The 25857-nt window shown below is 46.0% G+C and carries 20 protein-coding genes, 1 other RNA gene and 1 other annotated feature; of the genes, 7 read left to right on the top strand and 14 right to left on the bottom strand.

The genetic code is table 11. The features are described 5' to 3' along the window. Positions 1 to 35: 35 nt before the first annotated feature. The 9 genes from FFM70_RS04390 to ezrA form a co-directional block, all read right to left on the bottom strand. Positions 36 to 1040: a rod shape-determining protein gene (locus tag FFM70_RS04390; RefSeq protein ID WP_137615720.1), complete on the bottom strand. Its 1005-nt coding sequence runs from the start codon at positions 1038 to 1040 to the stop codon at positions 36 to 38. Positions 1041 to 1257: 217 nt separating this feature from the next. Then, complete coding sequence (locus FFM70_RS04385; RefSeq protein WP_137615630.1) at positions 1258 to 1899, bottom strand: JAB domain-containing protein; 642 nt, start codon at positions 1897 to 1899, stop codon at positions 1258 to 1260. A 39-nt stretch (positions 1900 to 1938) separates the two neighbouring features. Next, on the bottom strand, positions 1939 to 3258 hold the full coding sequence (locus FFM70_RS04380; protein ID WP_137615629.1) for a bifunctional folylpolyglutamate synthase/dihydrofolate synthase: 1320 nt from the start codon (positions 3256 to 3258) through the stop codon (positions 1939 to 1941). A gap of 724 nt (positions 3259 to 3982) precedes the next feature. Next, a complete protein-coding gene (locus tag FFM70_RS04375) occupies positions 3983 to 6652 on the bottom strand; it encodes a valine--tRNA ligase (protein WP_137615628.1) in 2670 nt (889 codons plus the stop codon). Between the two features lie 53 nt (positions 6653 to 6705). Then, positions 6706 to 7057 (bottom strand) — a binding site (T-box leader). A 38-nt stretch (positions 7058 to 7095) separates the two neighbouring features. Beyond that, positions 7096 to 7590 carry a thiol peroxidase gene (gene tpx / locus FFM70_RS04370; RefSeq protein ID WP_137615627.1) on the bottom strand — a complete coding sequence of 165 codons (495 nt, stop codon included), beginning with the start codon at positions 7588 to 7590 and terminating at the stop codon, positions 7096 to 7098. A 115-nt stretch (positions 7591 to 7705) separates the two neighbouring features. After that, positions 7706 to 8968 carry a hypothetical protein gene (locus FFM70_RS04365; protein ID WP_137615626.1) on the bottom strand — a complete coding sequence of 421 codons (1263 nt, stop codon included), beginning with the start codon at positions 8966 to 8968 and terminating at the stop codon, positions 7706 to 7708. A 436-nt stretch (positions 8969 to 9404) separates the two neighbouring features. Further along, positions 9405 to 10622 (bottom strand): tRNA uracil 4-sulfurtransferase ThiI, encoded by a 1218-nt coding sequence (gene thiI, locus FFM70_RS04360; RefSeq protein WP_137615625.1) that lies wholly within the window; start codon positions 10620 to 10622, stop codon positions 9405 to 9407. A 17-nt stretch (positions 10623 to 10639) separates the two neighbouring features. Continuing rightward, positions 10640 to 11794: a cysteine desulfurase family protein gene (locus FFM70_RS04355; protein WP_137615624.1), complete on the bottom strand. Its 1155-nt coding sequence runs from the start codon at positions 11792 to 11794 to the stop codon at positions 10640 to 10642. Positions 11795 to 11949: 155 nt separating this feature from the next. Then, positions 11950 to 13659, bottom strand: a complete 1710-nt coding sequence (gene ezrA, locus FFM70_RS04350) for a septation ring formation regulator EzrA (protein WP_137615623.1) — start codon at positions 13657 to 13659, stop codon at positions 11950 to 11952. A 172-nt stretch (positions 13660 to 13831) separates the two neighbouring features. On the opposite strand from ezrA, the gene FFM70_RS04345 reads away from it, so the two are divergent. Together FFM70_RS04345 and rpsD are read left to right on the top strand one after the other, a co-directional pair. After that, a complete protein-coding gene (locus FFM70_RS04345) occupies positions 13832 to 14293 on the top strand; it encodes a GAF domain-containing protein (protein ID WP_137615622.1) in 462 nt (153 codons plus the stop codon). 201 nt (positions 14294 to 14494) lie between these two features. Further along, complete coding sequence (rpsD, locus tag FFM70_RS04340) at positions 14495 to 15103, top strand: 30S ribosomal protein S4 (protein ID WP_137615621.1); 609 nt, start codon at positions 14495 to 14497, stop codon at positions 15101 to 15103. Between the two features lie 734 nt (positions 15104 to 15837). Here rpsD and FFM70_RS04335 read toward each other — a convergent pair. Next, complete coding sequence (locus FFM70_RS04335; protein WP_137615620.1) at positions 15838 to 16446, bottom strand: DUF1054 family protein; 609 nt, start codon at positions 16444 to 16446, stop codon at positions 15838 to 15840. Positions 16447 to 16527: 81 nt separating this feature from the next. On the opposite strand from FFM70_RS04335, the gene FFM70_RS04330 reads away from it, so the two are divergent. Continuing rightward, on the top strand, positions 16528 to 16989 hold the full coding sequence (locus FFM70_RS04330; RefSeq protein ID WP_137615619.1) for a YueI family protein: 462 nt from the start codon (positions 16528 to 16530) through the stop codon (positions 16987 to 16989). A 66-nt stretch (positions 16990 to 17055) separates the two neighbouring features. Here the strand turns inward: FFM70_RS04330 and gshAB are convergent, their stop codons facing one another. After that, positions 17056 to 19308, bottom strand: coding sequence for a bifunctional glutamate--cysteine ligase GshA/glutathione synthetase GshB (gene gshAB, locus FFM70_RS04325; protein ID WP_137615618.1), 2253 nt, complete (start codon positions 19306 to 19308; stop codon positions 17056 to 17058). Positions 19309 to 19447: 139 nt separating this feature from the next. Between gshAB and FFM70_RS04320 the strand changes: the two genes are divergently transcribed. The 4 genes from FFM70_RS04320 (at position 19448) to FFM70_RS04305 (ending at position 22076) form a co-directional block, all read left to right on the top strand. Further along, the gene (locus tag FFM70_RS04320; RefSeq protein ID WP_137615617.1) at positions 19448 to 20728 is read left to right on the top strand and encodes a replication-associated recombination protein A; all 1281 of its coding nucleotides are present in this window, start codon (positions 19448 to 19450) and stop codon (positions 20726 to 20728) included. A gap of 60 nt (positions 20729 to 20788) precedes the next feature. After that, a non-coding RNA gene (ssrS, locus tag FFM70_RS04315) (6S RNA) lies at positions 20789 to 20977 on the top strand. 266 nt (positions 20978 to 21243) lie between these two features. Further along, entirely contained in the window at positions 21244 to 21519 is a 276-nt protein-coding gene (locus tag FFM70_RS04310; protein WP_137615616.1) for a hypothetical protein, read from the top strand. 74 nt (positions 21520 to 21593) lie between these two features. Continuing rightward, positions 21594 to 22076, top strand: a complete 483-nt coding sequence (locus FFM70_RS04305; protein WP_137615615.1) for a universal stress protein — start codon at positions 21594 to 21596, stop codon at positions 22074 to 22076. A 66-nt stretch (positions 22077 to 22142) separates the two neighbouring features. On the opposite strand, the gene FFM70_RS04300 is transcribed toward FFM70_RS04305, so the two are convergent. The 3 genes from FFM70_RS04300 to FFM70_RS04290 form a co-directional block, all read right to left on the bottom strand. Continuing rightward, a complete protein-coding gene (locus FFM70_RS04300; protein ID WP_171002294.1) occupies positions 22143 to 22724 on the bottom strand; it encodes an SdpI family protein in 582 nt (193 codons plus the stop codon). A 184-nt stretch (positions 22725 to 22908) separates the two neighbouring features. Beyond that, on the bottom strand, positions 22909 to 23805 hold the full coding sequence (locus FFM70_RS04295) for a helix-turn-helix transcriptional regulator (protein WP_137615613.1): 897 nt from the start codon (positions 23803 to 23805) through the stop codon (positions 22909 to 22911). A gap of 459 nt (positions 23806 to 24264) precedes the next feature. Beyond that, the gene (locus tag FFM70_RS04290; RefSeq protein WP_137615612.1) at positions 24265 to 25815 is read right to left on the bottom strand and encodes a glycerophosphodiester phosphodiesterase family protein; all 1551 of its coding nucleotides are present in this window, start codon (positions 25813 to 25815) and stop codon (positions 24265 to 24267) included. Between the last annotated feature and the right edge of the window lie 42 nt (positions 25816 to 25857).

The raw sequence follows: 25857 nt of genomic DNA, 5'->3' as shown, positions 1-25857 counted from the left end.
ATAAATAAGCGGGAAGTCATCTTCCCGCTCACCTGTTATCGCTTTTTCATAACATCAATGCTCTTAAGTGATTCACCGGTTCCGACCGCTACACAATCGAGTGGTTCGTTTGCGATGAAGACTGGCACTTTGGTTTCGTCAGCAATTACTTCGGAAAGATTCTTCAATAATGCGCCACCACCAGTCAAGACGATGCCGTGGTCAATCACGTCAGAAGCAATTTCTGGCGAGGTTTCTTCCAAGGTTTCTTTAATTGCAGAAACAATTTCAGAAACGATTTCTTGAATGGCTTCAGAGACATCCGTCGCTGAAATTTCAACGGTCTTTGGGAGACCCGTTAAGAGATCACGGCCACGAATCGTTGAACCGTCAAGATCTTCAGCGGCCGCCATCGAGGCTGAGCCAACGTCCATCTTCAACTGTTCAGCGGTTCGTTCACCGATCAACAAGTTAAACTTTTGACGGACATGATAGATGATTGAATCATCGATCTTGTCACCAGCCATCCGAATTGACCGACTAGAAACGATCCCACCTAAAGAAATCGTGGCCACGTCGGTCGTCCCGCCACCAATATCAACAACCATGCTACCGGTTGGATCCATGACTGGCAAGCCAGCCCCAATCGCTGCGGCAAATGGTTCTTCGATAACATACGCATCACGGGCACCAGCCACGCGAGTCGCATCGATCACTGCTCGTTTTTCAACTTCAGTTACGCCTGATGGTACACAAACCATGACGTAAGGCTTCCCGTTTGAGCGACCTAATGTCTTTTGAATAAAGTATTTCATCATTGCCACGGTCGTATCGTAATCCGCAATGACGCCGTCTTTCATTGGTCGAATCGCCACAATACTTGCGGGGGTCCGTCCAATCATTTCACGGGCGTCTGAGCCAACGGATACGATTTCACCAGTCTTCGTGTTCTTCGCAACTACGGATGGTTCACGCAGTACGATTCCCTTGCCGTCAACGTACACAATCGTATTGGCAGTACCGAGATCGATCCCGATATTCTTTGTCCCAAATCCGAACACTACATTCATCCCTTCATCAATTACAATTTAATTTTTATTAGTCATAATAGTAAGTATTATAGCATAATAGCTCAGCATTAAAAATACTGCCTGAATCCTAGCATACCGTAATCTATTAAAAAATACAGTCCCATTATTTAACTTAGATAAAATTTAACAAAAAAACGCGATCAGCGCGAGTAAAACACTCGCCCTAACCCCGTTATTTTAACACAATCTATTCTGAATCCGTATTACAATTTAACAATCCTTGCTCGGCAAAACTGAAGTAATCGTTCTCACCAACGACAAAACTATCTAGCAGCGGTAACCCGAGTAAGGCCCCACCAGCGGCCATCCGTTCGGTAAATTCTGTATCTTTTGCCGAGGGCTCACAATCCCCACTTGGATGATTATGGGCAACGACGACCCGGGCAGTCGATGTTAGTAAGGCCGCCTGAAAAATCTCGCGTGGATGAACCGGACAAGCATTCAAAGTCCCCTGAAAAATGATCTGCCGCTTTAAAATCCGATTCTTCGTATCCAAACAAATCAAGAGTAATTGTTCTTGAGCTAAACCAGCAAAGTCATGCATCAAGTCTTCACCGATTTGCTGACTCCCATAAATCTGCCCTAAAACGACGCGCGGCTGTTGTTGCAACAACCGACCACAACGTAACGCGGTCAGTAAACTGTTCCAAAGTGGATCACTCGCCGGTTGTTGTGACCATTCTGTCACTTGGGCAGCTGGATAACTACCCTCAAACGCCAGTGTCGCCGTTGCCGCCGCGGTTGGTTCTAAGAAATCTTGGAAATAAGTCTGAATCAGCTGATGGATCTGTGTCCCATGGTCATCCGTGCGACCAGTCAATAAACTCATACGAAAGCCCCCTATCTAATAGGTAGTTCCGTAATCGTCTTAAGCTTGCGTTTTAAAATATGCCCGTACGTCAGAAATAAAGTACAGTGAGCCCGTCAGTAACAGGACATCTTCGCTCGACATCTCATTAGTCGCGGCCACCAGCGCTGATTGCCAATCGTCAAAAACTGGGGCATCGTAGTGTGCGGGTAACTCTGCTGCTAATGCTGCCGGATCCGTCGCTTGGCGCTTAGGATTGGGCCCAGCAAATTTCGTCAACAATAGGCGCACATTCGGCAAGGCCGCGAGCGTCTGAATCATCTGATCATGTTGTTTGTCAGCGAGTACCGCAAAAATCACATAGACCGTCTGCTGACCAAAGCGTTCCTTAAGCGTCGCCGCTAATTCCGTCACGGCAGGCTCATTGTGAGCACCATCAATCAAGATCAGTGGTTCCGCATTCAACCGTTCCAAACGACCCGGCCAACTGGTATTGGCTAATGCTTGGCGCACGTCACGGACATTGACCGGCAACTGGGCCTGACGATGATACGTCAAGTAGGCTGCCAGTGCGACCGCGGCATTGTCCACTTGATAGTCACCAAGTAGTGGCGTGGTCAAGCCTTTGAAATGATCCTGCTCATCATCAAAATTAAACCGTTCTTCCCAACCTTGAGGCGGCAACAATGTCGTCTGAAAGTCGATGCCTAACGTTTGTAGGGATGCCTGTTGTTTCGCCGCCGTCGCGACCATCACCGTTTGCGCTTCTGCGGGTAATTTACCAACGACTACCGGAACATTTGGCTTGATAATACCGGCCTTCTGTTCCGCAATCGCGGTCAACGTATGACCTAAAATTTGCATGTGATCATAGCCGATCGTCGTAATGGCACTAACCTTGGGTGTGAAGACGTTTGTTGAATCATACAAGCCACCTAAACCGACTTCCACAATCGCAATATCAATGGGTTGCGTGGCAAAATACAGAAACATCATCGCCGTAATAATTTCAAATTCAGTTGGACCACCCGTCGGCAACTCCGCATCTAACTTCGCCACGACTGGCTGAACTTTTTGGACCAACGCGACCAAGTCATCATCACTGATTGGTTCCCCGTCCACACTGATGCGTTCATTAAAGCGGGTAATAAATGGCGACGTAAACGTTCCCACGGTTAGGCCATCCGCCATAAATAACTCACGCAAGTTAGCCACCGTAGAGCCTTTACCATTCGTCCCAGCAACGTGGATGCCATTAATTTTTAATTGCGGATCACCGAGTTCTTGTAAGAATCGACGCATCCGGTCCAATGTCGGTAACTTTTTAAATTTCGTCCGGCCATGAATAAATGCCAAGGCCTGATCATAATTTTCAATCAATCAAATCGCTCCTCTTTCAAAGATTATGTCATTTCGGTATTGATCTTTAAAACACGTTAGTCACAGCTTGAACCGCAATCATAGTGCTATTTTCCGCCTGCCGGTCGGCTAGATAACTTTTTCAATGCAAATTCAATTGCAGAATCATTCAGTATCTACAAAGACTAAGTAACATGGAAGAATAACAGTTACCTTTTAACACAATCTGCAATGACAATTAAAAGTTGAAATCATCAAAGTTGCCGTGAATCCAGTAATACTCACGTTAGTTATACCTAAAACGATCTCACACGGCTCGCCACTCCGTCAGGCATAATCAGATTTTGCCCACTCGGTACACCAATTCTGACCAGCTCAGCTAAATTTACACAATTGCCTAATCATTCAAAGCAGTTAACTAGCTGTAGGTTGTTGTTGATAGCATCGGACGTGTAGGTGGCGTTTGACCGGTGATCTTCCGGTCTTACACCACGGACCGGCCGGGAGATTTGCGGGCTTGGCAAAGCTTTCGGGCGAGGGGCAAAACGTTCCTCAGGCTTGACCCGGTCCCTCGGCCGCATGTTATCAACAACAACCGGAAGCGGCAATGATCAACTTTCAACCTTTAGATACAATTCAATTGTGGACTCAAGCCAAACTTCAATGACATATTTTACCATTTTTTCTATGGAACGACAAAAAAGTCTACCAAACCCTTTGTAGGTTCGATAGACTTTCGATTTGTCTAAGCTTGAGCTTGAATATCAGCTAATCGTTGCTTAGTGGCAGCGAGTTTGCTTTCATTATCAGCCAGTTTTTCTTTTTCACTGTTTACAACATCTTCCGGTGCGTTCGCAACGAAACGTTCATTACCGAGCTTCTTAGTGGCCCGCGTAACTTCACTTTCAAACTTAGCTTGTTCTTTTTCAAGCTTCTTAACTTCTTCATTCAAATCAACTAATTCAGCCAATGGGATGTAAAGTTCTGCATCACTGATCACTTGTGTCATCGCTAATTTAGGTGCTTCGACATCGGCACCAATCGACAATGTCTTTGGATGAGCGAAGCGGTCAATATAATCTTCATTGGTCTTGAAGACGTTTTGAAGCCGTTCACTATCCGTCTTGATCAATAAGTCCACTGCTGAAGACATCTTGGCGTTGGCTTCGGCCCGAATACTCCGAACCGCCGTGATCAACTCAATCAATGAGGCCATATCGCTTTCAGCGGCGGCATCATCGAATTCAGCATGTTCAACTGGGTAATCCGCAACAACCAAGGATTTACCAACGTGTGGCATCGATAACCAAATCTTTTCAGTCACGAATGGCATGATTGGGTGGAGTAACCGCAACATTTGATCCAAAACATAGGCCAAAACATTTTGCGTGTTGGCTTTGGCTTGCGCATCATCACCCGTTAAAACGGCTTTACTCATTTCAATATACCAGTCACAGAAATCGTTCCAAATAAAGTTATATAAGGCCCGACCGGCTTCACCAAAATCAAACTTTTCGAAGCAATCTGTCACTTGTTTAACAGTCGCATTCAAACGGCTCAAGATCCATTTATCAGCTAAAGTCCATTCTGACTTGGCTGGTAAGGTTGGCTTGTCCATGTCACCCAAGTTCATGATGACATAACGACTGGCATTCCAAATCTTGTTGATAAAGTTCCAGGCTGAGTCCATCTTCGTATAACTGAAACGAACATCTTGACCAGCCGTGGAGCCATTTGATAAGAACCAACGTAAGGCATCGGCACCGTACTTCTTGATGACATCCATTGGATCAATCCCATTACCTAAGGATTTACTCATCTTGCGACCTTGTTCGTCACGGATCAGACCGTGTAGCAAGACGTTCTTAAATGGCCGCCGACCAGTAAACTCAAGGCTTTGGAACATCATCCGTGAAACCCAGAAGAAGATAATATCGTAACCGGTGACTAACGTATTGGTTGGGAAATAGCGCTTAAAGTCTTCGGCATTTTCATCTGGCCAACCCATCGTTGAAAATGGCCATAAGGCACTTGAAAACCAAGTATCCAAAACATCTGGGTCTTGTTCCCAATTTTCAATATCCTTTGGTGGTTCGACGTCAACGTAAGTCTCACCTGTCTGCTTGTTGTACCAAGCTGGAATTTGATGTCCCCACCAGAGTTGTCGTGAAATAACCCAATCATGCACGTTTTCCATCCATTGATTAAAAGTCTCTTCAAAACGATCCGGCACGAAGTTAACTTTGTCATCACCCTTTTGATTTTTAAGGGCTTGTTCAGCTAATGGCTTCATCTTAACGAACCATTGCGTTGATAAGCGTGCTTCAACTTGAACCCCAGTCCGTTCAGAATGACCAACACTATGCACGATTGGATCAATCTTAATCATCAAGTCTTGGTCTTGTAAATCTTTGACCATGGCTTTACGAGCCGCAAAACGATCTAAGCCTTCGTACTTACCGGCATTAGCATTCATTGAGGCGTCTTCATTCATCGTGTTGATCCGTTTCAAATCATGGCGATTACCGACTTTGAAGTCATTGGGGTCATGAGCTGGCGTAATTTTAACCATTCCAGTCCCAAATTCAGGATCAACGTATGCATCCGCAATAATTGGAATTTTACGTTCGGCCAATGGCAAGATGACTTCTTTACCAACGAGCTCTTTATAGCGATCATCACTAGGATTAACGGCCACCGCAGTATCACCCATCATCGTTTCGGGACGCGTTGTGGCAATTTCAATGTAATGCTTGCCATTAAACGTGTAGTCTTTATCAGCGAATGGATACTTGACGTGGTAAAAGGCACCCTTATCGTCTTTATGAATAACTTCGATATCTGACAAAGCAGTCCGAGCTTGTGGATCCCAGTTAATGATGTATTCGCCGCGATAAATTAAGCCCTTCTTATAAAGGGTCACGAAAACTTTCTTAACGGCATCAGACAACCCTTTATCCATCGTAAAGCGTTCACGTGAATAGTCGAGTGACAGGCCCAGTTTGCCCCATTGTTGCTTGATGATTGAGGCGTATTCGTCTTTCCAATCCCAAACTTGTTGGACAAACTTTTCACGACCTAAATCGTAACGGCTAATCCCTTGTTCACGTAACTTAGCTTCAACCTTAGCTTGCGTTGCGATACCAGCGTGGTCCATCCCTGGTAACCAGAGCGTATCAAAACCTTGCATCCGTTTTTGACGAATGATGATATCTTGTAACGTGGTGTCCCAAGCATGACCTAAATGCAACTTACCAGTAACATTTGGTGGGGGCAAAACGATTGAGTAAGGTTGTGCTTTCTTGTCGCCTGAGGGCTTAAATAAGCCTTCGTCCAACCAAGTTTGATACCGGCCTTTTTCAACGGCGGTAGGGTCATACTTAGTGGGCATATCAGTGGTTAAATCTTCTGACATATGAGTCCATCCTTTCATTTTTGGCACGAAAAAAGCCTATTCTCCTAAATTGACATTAGGACGAATAGACTTCGCGGTACCACCTAAATTTAAAGAGTGGTTCAAAAGGCGCTCAGCTGCTGAGCATCGCCTAGTCACTGGTTCGATGCGGTTTTAGCATCTAATCAGTGGCGTAGCGAAGCGGAGGCCGCTGCCTTTTGAAGCACGTTTCGGCAATATCGCTGAAACTCTCTTCACACTTAAACATTATTGTTAACGAACGGTGTATCCGTCCGGTCAGCCCTACTCTAATTTCAGACCAACAGCTCGCAAGCTACTTTCACTTCAATCCGCAACGAAAACTTACAGCACCATTTTCTTTCTGAGGATGCAACTTGAAGTTACTCTCTTGCTCATCGCTTGAATGTTCCTATTGTAATCAATTTCTAATTGGGCGTCAATGCTTATTCAAATTGTGCCAAAGCATCCAAGGCCGCCACATAATTTGGTTCATGCGTCATTTCAGGCACGATCTCGTGATAAACCACCTTACCAGCGGCATCCACGACGTAAATGGCCCGAGCTAACGTGCCGTTGTTTGGCAAGTATAAATTGGTGGCATAACCAAAGGAAAGTTCTTCATCTGAAACGACCGTCAAATTCTTGACGCCTTCCTTGGCACACCAGCCAGCTTGATCCGCAATTGAGTTATTCGAGACGGCCAAGAATTGAACATGTGGGTATTGGTCGGCTTGTTGATTGAACTTTTTCGTCTGAATGGAGCAGACCCGAGTATCGATATCGGGCATGACACTAATCAACGCGGGCTTGCCTAAAAGATCTTTAGTCTTGAGCTTCTCATTATGGGTTGTGAACACTTTAAACTTTGGCAATTCAGCGCCATCTGCTAAGGGTTCTCCAACTAAATCTAACGGCTGATCATGAAATAATACTTGCACAGCAAACACCCCTTCAATAACTTGATTAAGCTAACGATTACTAGTTTAACTAGTATGCTTCAAATGTACCGCAAAGTCGGGGCAGTCGCAAACAATAACTTTATAATTCGGCAAATTAGTGCAACCGTTCCCGTAAAGTAAGCTGTTGATACTGCTGTGCCAGCCTGGTCGCAACCTGAGCCTGTGGGTGCGTGACAATCAAGTGCCACCATTGCCCGGCGAGTGTTAACTGTGGCTGCGTAAGTGCGGCTGCCGCCGTCTTTAAAATGGGACCAAATCCCGTCAAGCCAAATTGAATCACAATGGCACGCATCGCTGCCAGTAAACGTTGCCCTTCTTGAAGTCGCGCAGGTTGCGACAACGGCGTACCGAGGGCAACTACCTCGTTGAACTGATCACCCGCTGTGACCCACTGATCAGCGTCGACACCTTCATCTAACCACAACATCGTGATTAAGAATAAGTGTAAAAACTTAAGTTGTGCGATGTCGATGCCGTTAGCTGCCAACGGATTCAAATCAAGATTGCGAATCTCTAAATATTGAATGCCAGTTGTTTTTAGCTCTGTAACTTGCTGACCACCCCGTAATCGCACGGGTGCATAGAATTCCTTCGCCGCACCCAGTTCACCACGGGCCACCAATTGGTCAATATCACTCAAATAGACGGCTAAAGACCGATACGACACCAACACAGTGGTCCGGTTCGTATAACCAAATCGACTATTGCGAAGACTTCGAACTGGTTCTTGGGGACCAGTTTGGGACTCAAAGTAGTGAGGCTCACTGACTGGCGTCGCCCCCATTAAATAAGTCACTAACCAACGATAATGCGCGTAATTTCGGGCCATTTTGAGGTATAACTTATCTTTAAAAGTCCTGATTTTTGTCTCCTCAGTTTGCGCTGCAAAAAGTTGCTGAACCAGTTGCGGTGAAAACTCATAATTAAAATGGGTGCCACACATCATTTGACGACGCCGACCATAGCGCACTGCCAACTGTTGACGATAAGCAACCGCTGCCGGATCAGGTAGTTTGGCAATAGTGATATTTTCAGCATTGACCGGTAACGCGGGTGGTAGACTTAACGGCCAAATTAGCTCGCCTTCCGTTAGCGCTTGGCGAGCTTCAAAATGAACCTGCTGGAGTTGCATCCATAAAGCTGCCAAAGAAGCCGTGACTGACGTAACTAGTTCTAGCTGCGTTTCGGCAAAGTCACGTTGAATCCGGGTCGAATTTGGCGATAAGGTTGGCGGAAAATCGGTCCTAGCCAAATCACCAGTCGCTGTCACACGTTGGCCTTCTCGTTCCAGACCAAAATGACCCATTAAGAGCGTCTGACTTGTTGCACATTGTTTTAGTAAGGTTCGAAAGTCCATCTACTCACCGCCTTCACCAGAATGCTATAACGTTGGCATTAGCTTAGCATATTCTCATCATCATTATGATGATTTGCGCTACTTTATTTGGTGAACAAAAAAACTCGTCTCAGTGATTGAGCTGAAACGAGTTTCGTTGTGATTTGTTTAGGGAAATGTAGCAACGTCGACAAACAGTGCTAGACCACCGTTTTACTTTGATTGCCGAAACGTGTTCGACGAGGCAGCTTCCTCCGCTTAGCTACGTCACCAGCACCATGCTCAAACCGCATGATACTGATGACTAGAACACTCCCTCACCTTGATTGCTGAAACGTGTTCGACGGCACTGCGGGCTCCGCTTATCACATCTAGGGCACTATGTGGAAAGACCACCACATAATGCCCTAGCTACGATAATGCTCACCAGCAACCCGTGCCGTCGAACACTCTTGTTTTAAAGCAATTCCGCAAACACATCTTCCTGTGCATTCATGTAATTCTCACCTGGCTTGATTTCGGTAATCTTAATCCCAGCCATGGCGCGTGCCATCAAGCCTTCGACATCAATCCGTTCCTCGTAGGCCCGCGAACGGTCGAGTTTTGGATGCGTCTTTGGTGCTGGTGGCGCAAAAATTGTACAACAGTCTTCAAAAGGCATGATCGACAAGTTATACGTGTCAATGTCTTCGGCAATCTTGATGATTTCAGTCTTGTCCATTGAAATCACTGGTCGTAAAACAGGTAACGCTGTCACGTCATTGATGGCAATCATGCTATCCATTGTTTGTGAAGCCACTTGGCCTAAAGATTCACCATTGAAAATGGCCTTACCATGGCGTTCACGCGTAATGGCATCCATCAAACGCATCATCAAACGACGTTGAACCGTCATCAAATAGCCTTCTGGGACCTTTTCTTTGATTTCTTCTTGAATTTCAGTAAATGGAATCTGGATGAATTTCACACTACCTGAATAACTTGCTAAAGTTGACGCTAGTTGCTTGGCTTTAGCCAAGGCTTGTTCACTCGTGTATGGCGGACTGAAGAAATGAACCATTTCCATATCAACGCCACGCTTCATGCCGAGATAACCAGCAACAGGTGAGTCAATCCCACCAGATAACATTAACATCCCTTTACCGGCAGTCCCAACTGGCAACCCACCAGCACCTTGAATCGTTTCAGACGACAAGAAGATCCCATTAGGGCGGACTTCAACACGAATGACGATATCAGGTTGCTTCATCTTAACTTGAATCCCATCCACGTGGTCTAAGATCTGACCGCCTAACATATCGTTGATGGCATTCGTGTCGTATTCAAAGTTATGATCAGAACGGCGCGTGTTGACCTTAAACGTCATTCCTGGTTCAAACTGTGCTTTCACCATTTCAATTGCGGTTTCATAAACGGCTGCCATGTCTTGTGGCACCCGAATACTTGGTGAGAAGTTCTGAATCCCGAAAACCAACTTCAACCGTCCCATGACCTTCGTCGCATCTTCGCCATTTAAAGCGATATGCATCCGGTCACGATCGGCATGAACTTTAAGTTCTGGGAAATCGTGCAGTGCTTTGCGGACGTTACGACCTAAACTATCAATAAAGTTTCGTTTGTTCTTCCCTTTAGTTGAGAGTTCACCGTAACGCACCATTATTTCAGTATATTGCATGCGTAGGTTCCTTTCAGTTATGCGTCAGCGTTAATTTTAGAAAACTTTTTATAAAGATCATCAAAAACGCGGTTAAATTCATCAGCTTCGGCTAAAGTATTATTTTCATCTAAACTAATCCGAATCGCACTCGTTGCCACGGCTTCCGGCGTATGCATTGCCATCAACGTACTTGACGCCAAATGTTTCTTCGACGAACAAGCACTCGTGGTGGAGATATAAATGCCTTGATCTTCAAAAGCATGCACAATAGTCTCGCCCCGCACCCCGTTGATTGTGAAACATAGGATATGCGGTGCAAAACTAGCCGTTGGCTGACTAAAGATCGTTACTTTTGGAAAGGTCTTGATATGATCGTAAACCCGTTGCTTGATAGCACGTTCACGAGCGACTTTTTCGTCTTCATCCGTGAGCAACAAACGTAACGCCTTTGCCATGCCGGCAATTGCGGGAACATTTTCGGTTCCTGAACGCCAATTATTTTCCTGACCGCCACCAGTCATTAATGGTGCAAGTTTTCGGCCTTGACGCGCATAAATAAAGCCGATGCCACGAGGCGCATGGAATTTATGACCAGAGAACGTGACGAAGTCCACCCGATCATTCATGATCATGTCTTGAATGCCTTTACCAATCCCTTGAACTGCATCAATATGGAAATGAATCTTCGGATATCGTTTCAACACGTCCGCCACTTCAGTCAGCGGTTGGATCGTCCCAATTTCATTGTTCACAGCCATGACCGACACCAAAATCGTATCTGGTCGAATGGCCGCTTTCAAATCATCAATGGAGATGCGGCCTTCATGGTCAACGGGTAAATACGTGACATCGAAACCAAGGTCTTTCAGCTGTTCCATTGAGTTGTGAATGGCTGGATGTTCAACTGCCGTGGTGATCAAGTGTTTCCCAAAGGTGCGTTTTTCCATTGCGGTGCCTTTAACGACCCAGTTATCCCCTTCCGTCCCACCAGACGTGAAGAAGATTTCATTGGGTTTAGCACCAATTAAATCAGCAATTTGTTGACGCGATTGTTCCAATAGATGGAAGGCCGTCTCACCAAAATTATGCAAACTAGAAGGGTTGCCCCAAATCTTTTGCGAGACTTTGGTATAAGTCTCAAGCACTGCTGGTGCGGCTTGCGTCGTCGCACTATTATCAAAATAAATCATTCTAAAGCCTTCACTTTCCCTAAAAGTCGTGCATTGCACTAACTTTCGATAAGAATTCTTTGCAATTATACCAAATAAATAACCTGAAACAAGCCTTTTTGTTTTTAGCGCAAACAAAAAGCCACTTGATAATAGTGGCTTTCATTACCGAACACTTACTCAGCATCCGCTTGTTTCTGCGTATAATAACTATCTTCGATCCGTTTATAAGCACCTGCATCAACTTTGTCAATTGCGGTCGCAATCACTTCTAAGCTGTGTGCGTAGTCATGGTCTTCGTTAAACAACCTTTGCGCTTCCGCACTAGCCGCTTGGACGTCCGCATGGTTCGTCTTATAACGGTTCGCGTATTGCAACAGCTGTTCCGACAAGACGGCTGAATCAATGAGATCTGTCGTCTTCTCCTTTAAAGTCGCCATATCACCCTGAATTACAATCAACTGTTTCGTAATATCATCCATATTAATAACTAATTTATTAATATCGTGATCAAGTCGTTCGATCTCTTTCGTCACGACCATGAAATAGTCCAAGTAATCTTTCGGCAAGCCCGGCAAGTTCAAGTTTTCAACCTGACGCTTGGTGGCATGAATTTCGAAGTCAAAGCGTTGTAAGGTATCATGCGCCTTGGACTCTTCCGCAGCTAAACCCGCAACCCCGTCATTAATGGCCACTTGTTCTTCTTCGATGCCTTTTAATTGTTTGTCTTGTTCCGTATAATGGTTGGCAATTTGGCTAAAGACAGCTTGATTCGTCGTTAAGGCCGTCATATCTGCTTGATAGACATCCTGAATCGTCTTCAATTGTTCACCGAGTTCCCGCGTCCGTTCAACTTCATGATCATTTAAGGCATAGCTTTGGGCCAGCCGATCCAATTCAAGTTGTAACCGTTGATTTTGATTCGTGGCGTGCGTCAAGAATTGACTGATTTCATCCTGTTTCCGGTCAACCGTGGCTTTCGCATCAATTTCAACTTGCATCACGTCATAAAGATGATCGATCCGTTTTTCAATCGCATGATTACCAGCTTCGGCATCCGAAACTTTCAAATCTCCAAGTAACTTAGTGTTGTCGTCGATTGCTTTCGTCAACGCTTGAATTTCAGGTTCGATTTTTGCGACTTCAAAATGGAAATGTTGATCAGTTAATTGCCGATAACCGGTTTCCAATTCACTGAGTTGGTCAGGAAAGCCACTGACGAGATCTTTATAAATTGGTGGAATCCGATCAATGTCCATCTCTAACGCGCTCGTATCATGCCGGAGCTTATCCAAAACTTGTTCGGCAGCGTCATGATCGCCGGCCTTGGCTAATTTGGAGAACTTATCAAAATCGTTTTCCAAATTAGCCAGCCGATCCTCTAAACGATCAATACTGGGTCCAAACGAAAAGTTTTGTGATAACAATGTTTTCCGTAAATTCTGATATTTCTTTTCAAGGCTAGCTACCGCTTGTCGGTGCGCTTGATCTGCTTCATCTAAAGCTTTCAAACCCTTATCGATCTCATCAAAGGTCGATCCTAGCTCAACTAAAGCTTGGTCAACTTTTTTAATATTTTGATTAGCGTCCATAAATTTAATACTGTGGGCGGCGGCGGTAATTTGGGTCAATTGTTCACTGATGGCCGGCAAGCGATCGTTGCGCACGGCCTGACCATGATTTTGCAGCGTCTCTAGTTTGACTAGTGACCCACCGGTTAATCCCAGACCTTCAATTTTTTCAAAATCAGTCGCCTGCGCACGTTCGACCAACGCTTGCTGACGCGCCGTTAACTGTCGAACTTGTTTATCTATGTACAGTTGAAAGCCTTTGATTGCAGCGTAAATCACAAGCGCGACAACCACAATACCGATTGCTACTTGCATATGAATACCCCTTACTTAAATTAAATTAATGGCTAATGGTTTAGTTACGAGTTCGCCCTGTCGAACTGCAACCTTGCTTTTTGCGCAAATTCCAATTAAAATCTAACCTAAATTATAGCATACCCGCAATTATCAAGCAGTATGAAATTGCCAACTTCTAGGAGGATTTTTCATGTCAGAGACGCAAACTTCACTTATGAACCAACAATTGGACGCACTTCTTTATGATGAAACCAATTTGGTCGCAAACTTAGCCAACGCAAGTGCATTAATTAATGACACTTACACCGACTTAAACTGGGCCGGTTTTTACCTTTATAATTCTGCGACTGATTCACTCGATCTTGGGCCCTTCCAAGGCAAAGTCGCCTGCATGCACATTAAAGTCGGTGCTGGCGTGGTTGGGACCGCCTTTGCTGATCAACAGATTCATCGGGTCGCCAATGTCCATGAATTTCCTGGTCACATCGCCTGTGACAGTGCCAGCAACGCTGAAATCGTCGTCCCATTGACTAAAAATGGCCATAAAATTGGCGTGATGGATATTGATTCACCACTGTTAGACCGTTTCACTGCTGAAAATGAAGCTGAATTGGCCGAATTTGCCAAGATTCTCGTGCAACACATTGACTAAAGTGGGGTCGGCATGCTATGCTACTCTTTGTGTAAAATAATGCAGCAGTGAGTGGGTAAGCTCGTCAACAGATTGGTGCCAAATTTTTGGTCAGTTAGTAACCTGCGGCTGCAATGGTGAAACCTGCAGTCCAATCTGAACGAATATCGAACTTGCATCGGATTATTTTACTCCAACTAAAATTATTGGAGGAAACAACATATGTCTCGTTATACAGGTCCAAGTTGGAAGATCTCCCGTCGTTTGGGAATGTCTCTTTCAGGTACTGGTAAAGAATTAGCTCGTCGTCCTTATGCTCCTGGTGATCATGGTCAAGGTCGTCACTCAAAGCTTTCTGAATACGGTACTCAATTACGCGAAAAGCAAAAGTTACGGATGATGTACGGTTTAACTGAACGTCAATTCGCCAACTTATTCATCAAAGCTGGTAAGATCCGCGAAGGTAAGCATGGTGTTAACTTCATGATCTTACTCGAACGTCGTTTAGACAACATGGTTTACCGTTTAGGTTTGGCTACCACTCGTCGCCAAGCTCGTCAATTAGTAAACCATGGTCACATCACTGTTGATGGCAAACGCGTTGACATCCCTTCATACGAAGTGCAAGTCGGCCAAGTTATCTCAGTTCGTGAAAAGTCTAAGAAATTAGTCGTAATCACTGGTGCTGTTGAAGCCGTTGTGTCACGTCCTAACTTCGTTCAATTCGATGCTGATAAGCTTGAAGGGTCATTAACTCGCTTACCACAACGTGAAGAACTTGAAGCAGACATCGACGAATCACTTATCGTTGAATACTACAACAAACTTTAATTTTCCAGTTATTAAAAACACGTCGCATTTGCGGCGTGTTTTTTTGTCTTCCGAAACTTGCTGGATAGATTTTCGGTTGTCGCCTACCGGGCAGAAAAATTTAGGGGCTGGAACGTGGTGGCGCGTTTTCGAGCCAAACTGCGGTCTCGAAAGCCACGCTTGGCCTAAGCCGCCGGTACCCCACCGCCAGCTAAGGCCAACTTCACCACTGAGCCCTAAATTTTCCTACCCTCTCGGCTCGTCTTACTCAATACCGACCTAAAACTTGGAACAATGTATTAACATAACCAAAGTATCAAAACTGTCGTGAACCCCACTAATACTCGCATTGTTTATGCCTAAAATGGTCTCATACGTATCCACCACTCTGTCAATCAGAATCCGTTTTTGCGCCTCAACGCCACGCCAGCTAGCCTGCCGACACAGCATATCGATTCTGACTGATTCCGCTCAATCTAAATAACTGACTAATCATTTCGAAACAGTGGACTAGCTGTAGGTTGTTGTTGATGGCATCGGCCGTGTGGGTGGCGTTTGACCGGCGATTTTCCGGTCTTACACCACGGACTGGCCGGGAGACTTGCGGGTTTGGCAAGGCTTCCGGGCGAGGAACAAGACGTTTTTCAGGCTTGTCCCGGTCCCTCGGCCGCATGTTATCAACAACAACCGGAAGCGGCAATTATCAACTATCCTGATTAGGAATCACAGTTAGATAAATGAGCGGTCTTCAACCTTTATTTCAAGGCTGCCATGATTGGCTCGTAAATTGGTAACAGTGTTTTCAACGTTGTTTGAATATAAACTAATTGGGCCGCATCATCCGCTAACAACGGTGACGCCAACTTAATTGCGCGACCCGCGACCAATTCGCTATGCTTGTATTGACCAAACTTTTTAATCGCCGCCGTCACATTGGGCGATGTTGCCAGTTGCATTTCGGCCTTACTGTGGTCATTACTGATGACATAGTCTGTCGGCAACTGGTTGAACAACGCTTGTAGGTCGGCCGGTGATACGACAGCTTGAACTTTGGCCTTACTCTCATCTAAAATATCAAAGTAACAAAACAACCGATCCGGCCATAAGCCTAATTCAAAATGTGGTAACCCTTTATAACTTCGCTTATTTTCACTAAAAGCCACCCAAGTATCAACTGGCGGATTCTTAAACCGTCGCAAGTGCTTGGCAATGTGCGGGGTGAACGTTTGGCCGCCCGCTTGCAGAATTGGTAAGAGTTGCGGCGTAATTGCCTCAAATTTCGGATCAATTACCGTTTTAATTTGGGTCATCCGACCGGTTAAAGTCGGATCATCGAATAAGTTAAAGTCTGACTTTGTAAACACAACTTTCCCTGCTTTCGTTTTTCGCTTTTAGGTCTGGAACATGCTACAATTGTATGATAATCGGAGAAAGGATGTTTGACAATGGCTGACAAAGATATGCAACCCGTTGATCGGATTCAAAGTGCGATGCACGGGACCCCACAGCTCCACCCAGATGAACAAAATAAATATCTTGGGACGTTTCGCGAGCGTGTCGAAGTTGCCGTCACCGTCTACCAAATCAAGCGCCATCACTACGTTGATCAGCTCAATTTGGCCTTTTCAACGCACCCAGATTACCGCTTGTACATTAATGGCAATCTTGACCAAGACATACTCGGTCCCTACCTGCAAGCTGCGGCGAAAGCCAATATTCAGTTCACCATTAAGACGGATGATATTTACCGCACTGGTGACGAGAATTACGCCCTCATTTTCACGGCGACTACTGCAATTAATCAAGATGTGATCGATATCGACCAACGTTACCAACCTGAAAGTACCCAAGCAACCACGCCTAAAAAAGCAACTGGTTTGTTTGGAAAATTAAAAAAATTATTCTAAGCTAAAGGCGCCTACTGACCGAATAACTGGTCAGTAGGCGCCTTTTTTTAGTTTCATTAAATCAGCTTAAACTTCTGGAAATAACGTCTTTAATAATTGAGCTGCAACCGGCCGGGCTGCCCCAAACATTGGAAACAAATGTGGATAGAGGTATGGTGCCGCATGAATCCCCAGATAGACAGCCATCTCAGGATGTTCCGGCGTCAATTCAGCATACAAATTAGGAATCATGACATCGACTCCTGCAACTTTCAGCTTGAGGTCTGCAGCTAATTTTTCAACTGCCGCGATGTATGACTGATGCATCTCATCCGTTGCATCTAAGACATCCGACCCATTACCAAAGGTCGCATCTTCGCGCAATAGGATCTGGGTGCCTCGACTCACCACTGAATCTAAGTCCATATTGTAAGACTGCAAACGATAACGTTCGACCGTCCCTAATGTCAACTCAGATTGCGGGTACTTGAAGGCCATGCCCCGCAATGCACGGGCGTTCTTACGATCTAAGAGTGTTTGCACAGTCGAGCGGCCATCACCGACAATATTGGCCGGAATCCGTTCAACAATTGCTTGAACTTTCCCGTCGATCACTAAGAAGCGATAACTTGACCCAACGATCAACTCTTCTGCCATGACCGTCTTCGTCTGTTCAAAGAGTTGCCGGACGACTTGTTCAAAGAGTTCCCGTTTCGGCATGATCCGAAAGGCCACGACAGTATGTGTCGATTCGGTCCCCTTCAGCACGATCCCCCCACCTTGAGCATAACGATCATAGTCATCAATCAACTGATTAGCCGACCGATACGTCTGAGAGGCTGGTACTTGGACGCCATGTTCCGCCATGATCTGTTTGGCCGCCACTTTATGCCCCAAGACGGTCGTCAAGGCCTGTGGATTTAAATCAGTGCCACTCCCGGCGACGACTAATTGTGCCCGATTGGCATGCGTCAAGCGCATAATATTCGCTTGTGCATCGACCACGTCGACCTTGATGCCACGCGCCAAAGCTTGCTCAGCTAATAGCTGGCTAGATAAGTCCAACGTCGTATAGCCAGGCAAGTTAAACGGTTGGCTATGAGCTGCTTCCTGATACGCCTTAGCTTGTTGCATGGCCCAAGTTAACGGCTCGGCCTGCATGGCAACCTTGGCACTTGGCGTTTGCTTTGGATCACTCACGCGCTGCTTCAAGTGGGTCAACAAAACGGCATCGCTTGCTGGCAGTCCGTACTTCTCGACAAAGTCCTTCAAAGCATCCAAAACTTGTAAGGCTGGCTTAGCTTGGGCGCTTGCCGTCGTCGGATTTTCAGCGGTGACTTGGGCCGCCAGTGCGTCAGCTTGCGCACTAACTTGACCGACCATTGCTGTAGGTAATGCCGGCATCATGACAAAATAACTAGCCAATAGCCGCAAAAACTCAATGGCATTTTGATCCACGCCAGTCGCCGTCGTTGGATCAAGGTCTAAGCCCCGATATTCCAAATAATAGACGCCTTGACGACCAAGTGTCTTCAACTGGCCCGTACTCCGAAACCGGACTGGCCCATCAAAGTCGCTGATTGAGAGCAACTTCTTGCTCCGAACATCGGCTTCTAGTTTTGAGACATAGCGATCAATTGACGTATAGTCCCCCTTGACTTGGCTATATCGCCCACTCAAGCTATGCACACTAGTCCGCTGCGGCTTGGCCTGCTTATCCGCAATGTTCAAACTTGGCGTTGCCCCAAACAAGTATTGGATCAACCAATTCATCCGCACAAAGCCTTGCGCAGCCTTCAAATAAATCGCATTACGAAAATCAACATAACTGGAATAATGTTGATGGAACGTCTCCGTATATAAACGCGTAAATAATTGTTCATTAAAACTAAAATTGACGTGTACCCCAGTCGTCATTAATTTCGTGACGTCATATTTTTTAGCTTGTTGTTGGCGACGCTTGAAACCAACTTCATCAGCCTCCGCCAACGGAATCTTGGTTAAATCAGCCGGCAACACGGGGGTACTGGACAATGGCCACAGATAATCATCCGTTGTCAAAGCCCGCCGTGCGGTCGTATTGAGCCCAGTTAAATACGCCATCAGACTGGTCAAATCAGCCATGGCCGGCGTGGTCAATTTTAACTGAGTTTGGGCAAACGCGTTGTGGATCTGTCGATTTTGACGCTGGTCACCAAACACTTTGGGATACGGTTGCTTGGAAAGTTCCCCCTGAGCATTGACCCGTTGCATGGTCACTTCCAAACCAATGTTTGAATGACTGACTAGTGGCACTAACCGATATTGCCTAATTGCTTTTCCGACTGCATCTACTTCCATATTTTTAGCCATCCTTATACTCTTGATAATTTTGTTGTATCATACGGCGCGCCATCGGTCAATGTTGAAACGCGTCAATCGGTTCTCATAGGAGAAAATGCTATAATAATTAAGACTAGTTTTTCAGAAGGAGGATGCTATGCAACAACCATTAGCCTATCGTATGCGGCCCAAGACGATCGAAGAAGTCGTTGGGCAACAACACTTAGTTGGTCCCGGAAAAATCATTGCGCGCATGGTCACGGCCAAGCGACTCTCTTCAATGATCTTATACGGCCCACCGGGTACTGGTAAGACCAGTATCGCCAGTGCGATTGCCGGCTCGACTAAGTATGCTTTTCGGCTCTTAAACGCCGCCACCGATAGTAAAAAACAATTACAGATTGTCGCAGAAGAGGCCAAGATGAGTGGCACGGTCATCCTACTATTGGATGAAATCCATCGTTTGGATAAAACCAAACAAGATTTTCTACTGCCACACTTGGAAAGTGGTCGCATCATTTTAATTGGCGCGACCACCGAAAATCCGTATATCAGTATCAATCCGGCCATTCGCAGTCGAACCCAAATTTTTCAAGTCAACCCGCTCACCCCCGACGATATCGAGACTGCCGTTAACCGCGCGTTAACAGATAACGACCGCGGCTTGGGTGACTATCACGTGAACCTGGAACCAGCAGCAATGCATCACTTATGTACTGCCACCAATGGGGATCTCCGTAGTGCCCTAAACGGCTTGGAACTAGCCGTCTTATCTTCAACCCCTGATGACAAGAGTGGCGTTACCATCACGCAACAGATTATTGAGGAATGTTTACAGAAAAAGGCGTTATCAGCTGATAAAGATGGGGATGCGCATTACGACGTCATCTCAGCCTTCCAAAAATCCATTCGCGGTTCGGATGCTAATGCCGCGCTCCACTACATGGCCCGTTTAATTGAAGCCGGTGATTTGAAGAGTATCATGCGACGATTGATGGTTATCGCCTATGAAGACGTCGGTCTCGCAAATCCGGCCGCCTGCGCACATACCGTCACTGCCTGCCAAGCCGCAGACCAGCTGGGGTTACCCGAGGCGCGAATTCCGCTCGCCAACGCGGTCATCGAACTCGCTTTATCGCCTAAGTCCAATTCTGCCATGAGCGCCATCGATGGGGCCTTGGAAAAAGTTCGCAGTGGTCATTTTGGCGACATTCCCGCAGATCTTAAGGATGCCCACTATGCCGGTGCAGTCAAACTCGGTCACGGCGTCGGCTACGTTTACCCTCACGACCACCCGGGGGATTGGGTAGCCCAGCAATATTTGCCGGATGCCATCAAGGGTGCGGAATACTATCAGCCTAAGGCGAACGGCCGCTATGAAACGGCACTCGGTGAGCAATATAAAAAATTATTAAAAGCTAACCGAAGAAACCGTTAACATTCGCACCACTAGTACAATCATTGCAACTTTTATTTTAATATGCTAGACTAATAGTCGAAATTACTAAGGTGTGCGCATTGCTCTAAACAAAGTGTTGCCGAACAATTAATACTACTTTGGGATTGGCTTTAGGTAGTCATCATAACAAGCCTTATCATTTGGTAGTTAGAAGGCTATACAGCCGGTCCCACCTGCCTTGAAGCGGGTCAATACTGAAGGGCGACTAACGGCACCACTAGTTTTTTTCGGAAGGCAACTTCCGTGGGTCAGGACTTGTCCTGGCCCTTTTTTGTTGAGTGCTTGACCGGCCGGGAGCTGCTGAGCATTGCCTAGCCAGTGACACAATGCGGTCTAGGCATTCTGTCACTGGCGTAGCAAGCGGAAGCCTCAGTCCACGCGAGCACGTTACGGCTATCAAGCTCAAATCACCCAGTATGAAAATAGCCACCCAGATTCAGCAAATCGCCACCTGCGCCACTAAAAACAGTCAGGAAAACCACGGAGGACTCATTTTGATCACACTACTCTTACTCGTCTACACCTTAATCGCTGCCGGACTTGGTTATTACTTAGTTCGCCACCAAAATAAACGTTTTCTCACGTTTGATCCCACCCAGTCACCTACCGTCCAACACGTGGCGCGCTATGGTGGCAGTCTCATGTTATTAGTTGCAATCGGCGGTGCCATCACCATCTTCTATCAAAGTACCGTCGTCATTGCCTTAGTCCTCGCTAGCGGCTGTTTAATTATGATGGCAATTGGCTTACTTCTCATCAGTTTCATGTAAATTGAGAGAAAACGCTTTTTATTTTTTACGAAAACCTTTACAATATAAGTATAAAGTATTGAGGGGTGAGAATGATGTTACAACAATACCAACACATCTTAGTTCCCGTTGATGGTTCTTACGAAGCGGAATTAGCATTTAAAAAGGCGGTCGCCGTTGCCAAACGAAATGGCCCTAAAGCGTCCGTTCACATGGTGCACGTCGTTGATACCCGTGCATTCCAAAACATTTCTAGTTTTGATACGACCATGGTTGAACAAGTCACCGATACCGCCCAAAAGACATTAGATAAATATGTCGAAGAAGCGAAATCAGAAGGCTTGGACAACGTCGATTACTCGATCGAGTACGGCGCACCAAAGACCATTATCGCGCGTGATGTTCCAAAGGATTTAGGCATTGATTTGATTATGATCGGTGCAACTGGGTTAAACGCGGTCGAACGCTTGTTGATTGGTTCGGTCACGGAATACGTTACCCGGATGGCGGTTTGTGATGTTCTCGTCGTTCGGACTGATTTGGCTAACAAACCAGCACCAAAACCTAAGAAAAAATAATTTAACCAGTTAAAAAGCATTCTGACGACCTTTCAATCGAAGGATCATCAGAATGCTTTTTTAAGGCTAATTAAACAGATGTGACTGATGCGATAACCAATAAGCGTAACCTAGCGCAATGCCACCGCTGAGTATTACAGGAATGAAGACTAACACTGGTCCGGCAACCGGCTTCCAAGCACTGAGTCCAATACCAATCAGGCCGCTGGCATACAACAACCAGCCCCCTAACCGATTCGTTCGCTGCCAAACCATTTCGGAAGCATAGGTCCAACTTACCCGAATGCCAAGGGTTCGATTGCGTGGCGCGTCAACACACAAGATACCGAAGAAACTGCATAGAAAACCATTTCCAATCTCAATGGCTTGAGCTGGTTTAAACCAGCCTGGGACGACTAGCAATAAAATCCCATACCCTAACCAGCCGAGTAGCCAATGCCACATCACTTGGTGCGGCTGCCATTGAAAACTTTGTGCTAATAAAAACGGTGCGACGAACGACAAAGCAAAAGCCACCGTAATCACAATTAATAGCTGTTGCCCAACCATCAGTGGTGATTGCCAATGATGCCAAGCCCCCCAAAGCCAGCATAAAATCACACTGTCGATCGCACCCACCAAAGCAACGGCGCCCCATTTTTTAACCATTTCAATCCCTCCAAAGGTCATTGGCTCGCACTAAAACGTTAAAATGTTTACACCTCAAAAGCATGGACTAACTAGTTGCAGTATTATAGCCGACTCAGCGGTAGACCACCACTCATTAGGTCGTTTTGATTCGGTGGCCTAAAAAACGTCCAGCGCGACTGATGCGGCTGGACGTCATTTTTAGTTAGGCTTCGTTGGCCACTTGCAAGGGAGCAATGTGGTATTCAGCCATTTCTTTAATAATCTTCTGAGTTAATTTATCATTGTGCGTCACTAAACTTAGTGCATACGCCACGTAATAATGATCATGCGCCGAAACGATGTTGTTCAAGACCACTTCATTAGCGGCCTTCTGCGCGTAAAGTCGGTCTAACAAGTACAATGACTGACTTTCTTGCGCTTTTTTCAGCGCGAGGTCGATCAATTCCAACGCTTCTTCTGGGAAATTGATTTTAGCATACAGCTGAGCCGCTGACGCGTAGATCAAGATCTCATTTTGCAAATAATCATCGTCACCGATTGGCATGGCTTGGGCATCCATCGTGTGTAACGTTGCGACGGCTTGCTTGACGAAGATCTCGGCCTTGTCGTACGATTGTTTCCGTTCATAGGCCAAACCAGTCCCCAAGGTCGCTAAAATCGCAAACATATCATGACTTGACTTTACAAATTGATTTAATAACATCCCAAAGTTAAAAATCGCTTCATCCGCATTGTCGCTCAAAACCAATTGCAGGTAACCTTCGTAATAGTAATATTGTTTCTTATCCGTGTTACTCCGCAATTGTTTCGGCCGAATTTTGGTAAAGACCTCATTGGCCGCGACTAACTGATCATGACGAATCAAAGAATCAATTTTTTTGAAAGTCCGATATAACTGATCATCATTTTCCACAATGACATCCGATAACCGAATTCCTAATCGATTACAAATCTTCATCATAATTTTCATGCTCGGAATCTTGCTCTTCTTTTCAATTAAACTAATCGTTGCCTGGGTACAAATACCCTCCGCCAATTCCTTTTGCGACATGCCTTTACGCTTGCGGAATTGCCGAACTTTCTCTCCCAATATTCTCATCTTAAACCCCTCTTTTATCGACTACTCTCAACCTAACACTAATTTGATCACCGCTAAGCCCGACCCCACTCGCAAACTTACCGTCGCTAACACCTAATCAATCCTCAAGCATCGATTAAATAATCAGTACCCCAATATTAACTAATTGGACAATACCAATTACGCATATTATTATATTCAGATAAGTGATAATACGCAAGAAATAAGAGTAATTCTTATTTAATATTAAGTTATACCATGCTTGATGTGGCAGGTCACTTAATAATTATTCAGGTTTCTGATTAGTTAACGGAACTAATTTACCCAAAGTTAACTGAGTCACCAGACTAGCGAAACCGGTTCAAAGTGGTTCAAATCAACGTTTATATTTGTCAAACAAAACCACACCACAATTGCGACAATGAAAGGCGTTAACTTCCTCTCCGAGTTTTAATTCTCTCATTTTCCAGTCATGGACTTTCATAAATTAATCAACCAATTAATCAACTGGTAAAAATAATAATGTTGCGGCTGTTGTTGTAGCCGACGTAACCGACCGGGTTGATTCGTGATCAGTCCGGCTGGTCGCATCGTGCTTAGCCGTTGCATCATGCTGCCACGATCGACAGTCCACAAATAGACGGGCTTGCCTGACCTTTTGGCCGCTGCGAGTTGTTCCCGCGTGATGGTTAGTGCCTGCAGCGAATAAAAGTCCGCCACATTGGTCGTAAAGTTGGTCAGATAAAAGGGTGTAATATAACCCACCCGAATTTTTTGCGTGCGCTGTTTCAAGCGAACAATCACCGTATAATCCAATGAATGTACCGCACTACCGCGTTGCTCAAGTACCTTAGCATAACGATCTGCAAAGGGTGAAATCAGTTGTACCGCATTGCCCACCGCCTTGATTTCAACTAATAACGGTTGTCGCAACCTGTGGGCAGTCGCCAAATAGTGGTCAAAAGTACTCAACTCACCGTGCTGCCCATGTTCTGCCAAAGGCAAGCCGGCTAACTGATCCAGTTGATAAGCTTGAACTGGTCCGGGGCGATCCGCCAAATTACGCAGGGTTGGATCATGCATCACGACCCAATGCGCATCGGCAGTTGGCTGAATATCCATTTCAACCATGGCCGGCCGAGTCGCCTTAACCGTCCGTTTAAGCGCACCGGTGGTATTTTGAACGCCATCTTCACCATTGACCCCACGATGCGCAATAATGGCTGGTGCGGTCGTTGGAGGCGTTTGGAGCCAGCCCAATGAAAACACAAGTGCTAGGAGACTGAGTCCAACGAACCACCAGTGCTGCCGAACCTGGCCCACTGATAACGGCTGTTCAAACCAATCGGCCCACCAGCCCGCTAAAATAACCCAGCCAACAACTTGCAACCCGGTCAAGCTCACAATGGCTGCCACACGTCCCACGGGCACCGACATCAGCTCTAAGCCACCAGTCACAAGTACTAAGCCCACCGCTAGGATTAGCCAACCAATCAACATCAAGCCTAAACGGGCTAGGCGGCGAACAACTGCCCACCACCGCTGATGCCAACCAGTCACCCATAGCTGGCGCCAACTCGTAGGCTGGCGCAGTTGAGCGCGCCAAGCCGGTAACCACTTAAACGACCCCAGCCACAGCACTAACCAAATTGGCACAAGCCAAGGCAACCAATCATACCGCGTCATAAAGAGGTGATTTTGCCAGTCAGCCGGTAACTGAAGACTGGCTTGCAACGTCGCGAGATAGCCACCCCAACCAAGGGGCAACCAAAGCAGTGCCAAGGCGAGTTGGCTCACCCAGATTAAACCCCATTGCCGCCAAGACCAGTGTTGCGGCCCCATCCGTTCAGCAACCAAGGGTAACCAACAACTGAGCACCAGTAAACCAATCCCGCTCACCCAGCCGCCAACTTGAATTCCGAGCCACTTGACTGCCACTGCTAGTCCGAGGCCACCAAACCACCAGCACCCAAACGGACCTTGGAGGCTAGCTAACCCCAGTCTTAAATTGTGTCGGCCGCGTGCCAACATTTTCCCATCCCCCCGAATTAGTCAAAAGGCGGTCAGAATGAA

Source organism: Lactiplantibacillus nangangensis (assembly GCF_005405065.1).
Classification (GTDB): domain Bacteria; phylum Bacillota; class Bacilli; order Lactobacillales; family Lactobacillaceae; genus Lactiplantibacillus; species Lactiplantibacillus nangangensis.
This window is presented reverse-complemented; position numbering and strand designations above follow the sequence as displayed.

Coding starts and splice junctions, on each gene's coding strand:
- FFM70_RS04385 (WP_137615630.1), bottom strand. CDS start 1,899: ATGAGTTTATTGACTGGTCGCACGGATGACCATGGGACACAGATCCAT.
- FFM70_RS04375 (WP_137615628.1), bottom strand. CDS start 6,652: ATGTCAGAAGATTTAACCACTGATATGCCCACTAAGTATGACCCTACC.
- FFM70_RS04365 (WP_137615626.1), bottom strand. CDS start 8,968: ATGGACTTTCGAACCTTACTAAAACAATGTGCAACAAGTCAGACGCTC.
- thiI (WP_137615625.1), bottom strand. CDS start 10,622: ATGCAATATACTGAAATAATGGTGCGTTACGGTGAACTCTCAACTAAA.
- FFM70_RS04355 (WP_137615624.1), bottom strand. CDS start 11,794: ATGATTTATTTTGATAATAGTGCGACGACGCAAGCCGCACCAGCAGTG.
- ezrA (WP_137615623.1), bottom strand. CDS start 13,659: ATGCAAGTAGCAATCGGTATTGTGGTTGTCGCGCTTGTGATTTACGCT.
- FFM70_RS04345 (WP_137615622.1), top strand. CDS start 13,832: ATGTCAGAGACGCAAACTTCACTTATGAACCAACAATTGGACGCACTT.
- rpsD (WP_137615621.1), top strand. CDS start 14,495: ATGTCTCGTTATACAGGTCCAAGTTGGAAGATCTCCCGTCGTTTGGGA.
- FFM70_RS04330 (WP_137615619.1), top strand. CDS start 16,528: ATGGCTGACAAAGATATGCAACCCGTTGATCGGATTCAAAGTGCGATG.
- gshAB (WP_137615618.1), bottom strand. CDS start 19,308: ATGGAAGTAGATGCAGTCGGAAAAGCAATTAGGCAATATCGGTTAGTG.
- FFM70_RS04320 (WP_137615617.1), top strand. CDS start 19,448: ATGCAACAACCATTAGCCTATCGTATGCGGCCCAAGACGATCGAAGAA.
- FFM70_RS04305 (WP_137615615.1), top strand. CDS start 21,594: ATGTTACAACAATACCAACACATCTTAGTTCCCGTTGATGGTTCTTAC.
- FFM70_RS04300 (WP_171002294.1), bottom strand. CDS start 22,724: ATGGTTAAAAAATGGGGCGCCGTTGCTTTGGTGGGTGCGATCGACAGT.
- FFM70_RS04295 (WP_137615613.1), bottom strand. CDS start 23,805: ATGAGAATATTGGGAGAGAAAGTTCGGCAATTCCGCAAGCGTAAAGGC.
- FFM70_RS04290 (WP_137615612.1), bottom strand. CDS start 25,815: ATGTTGGCACGCGGCCGACACAATTTAAGACTGGGGTTAGCTAGCCTC.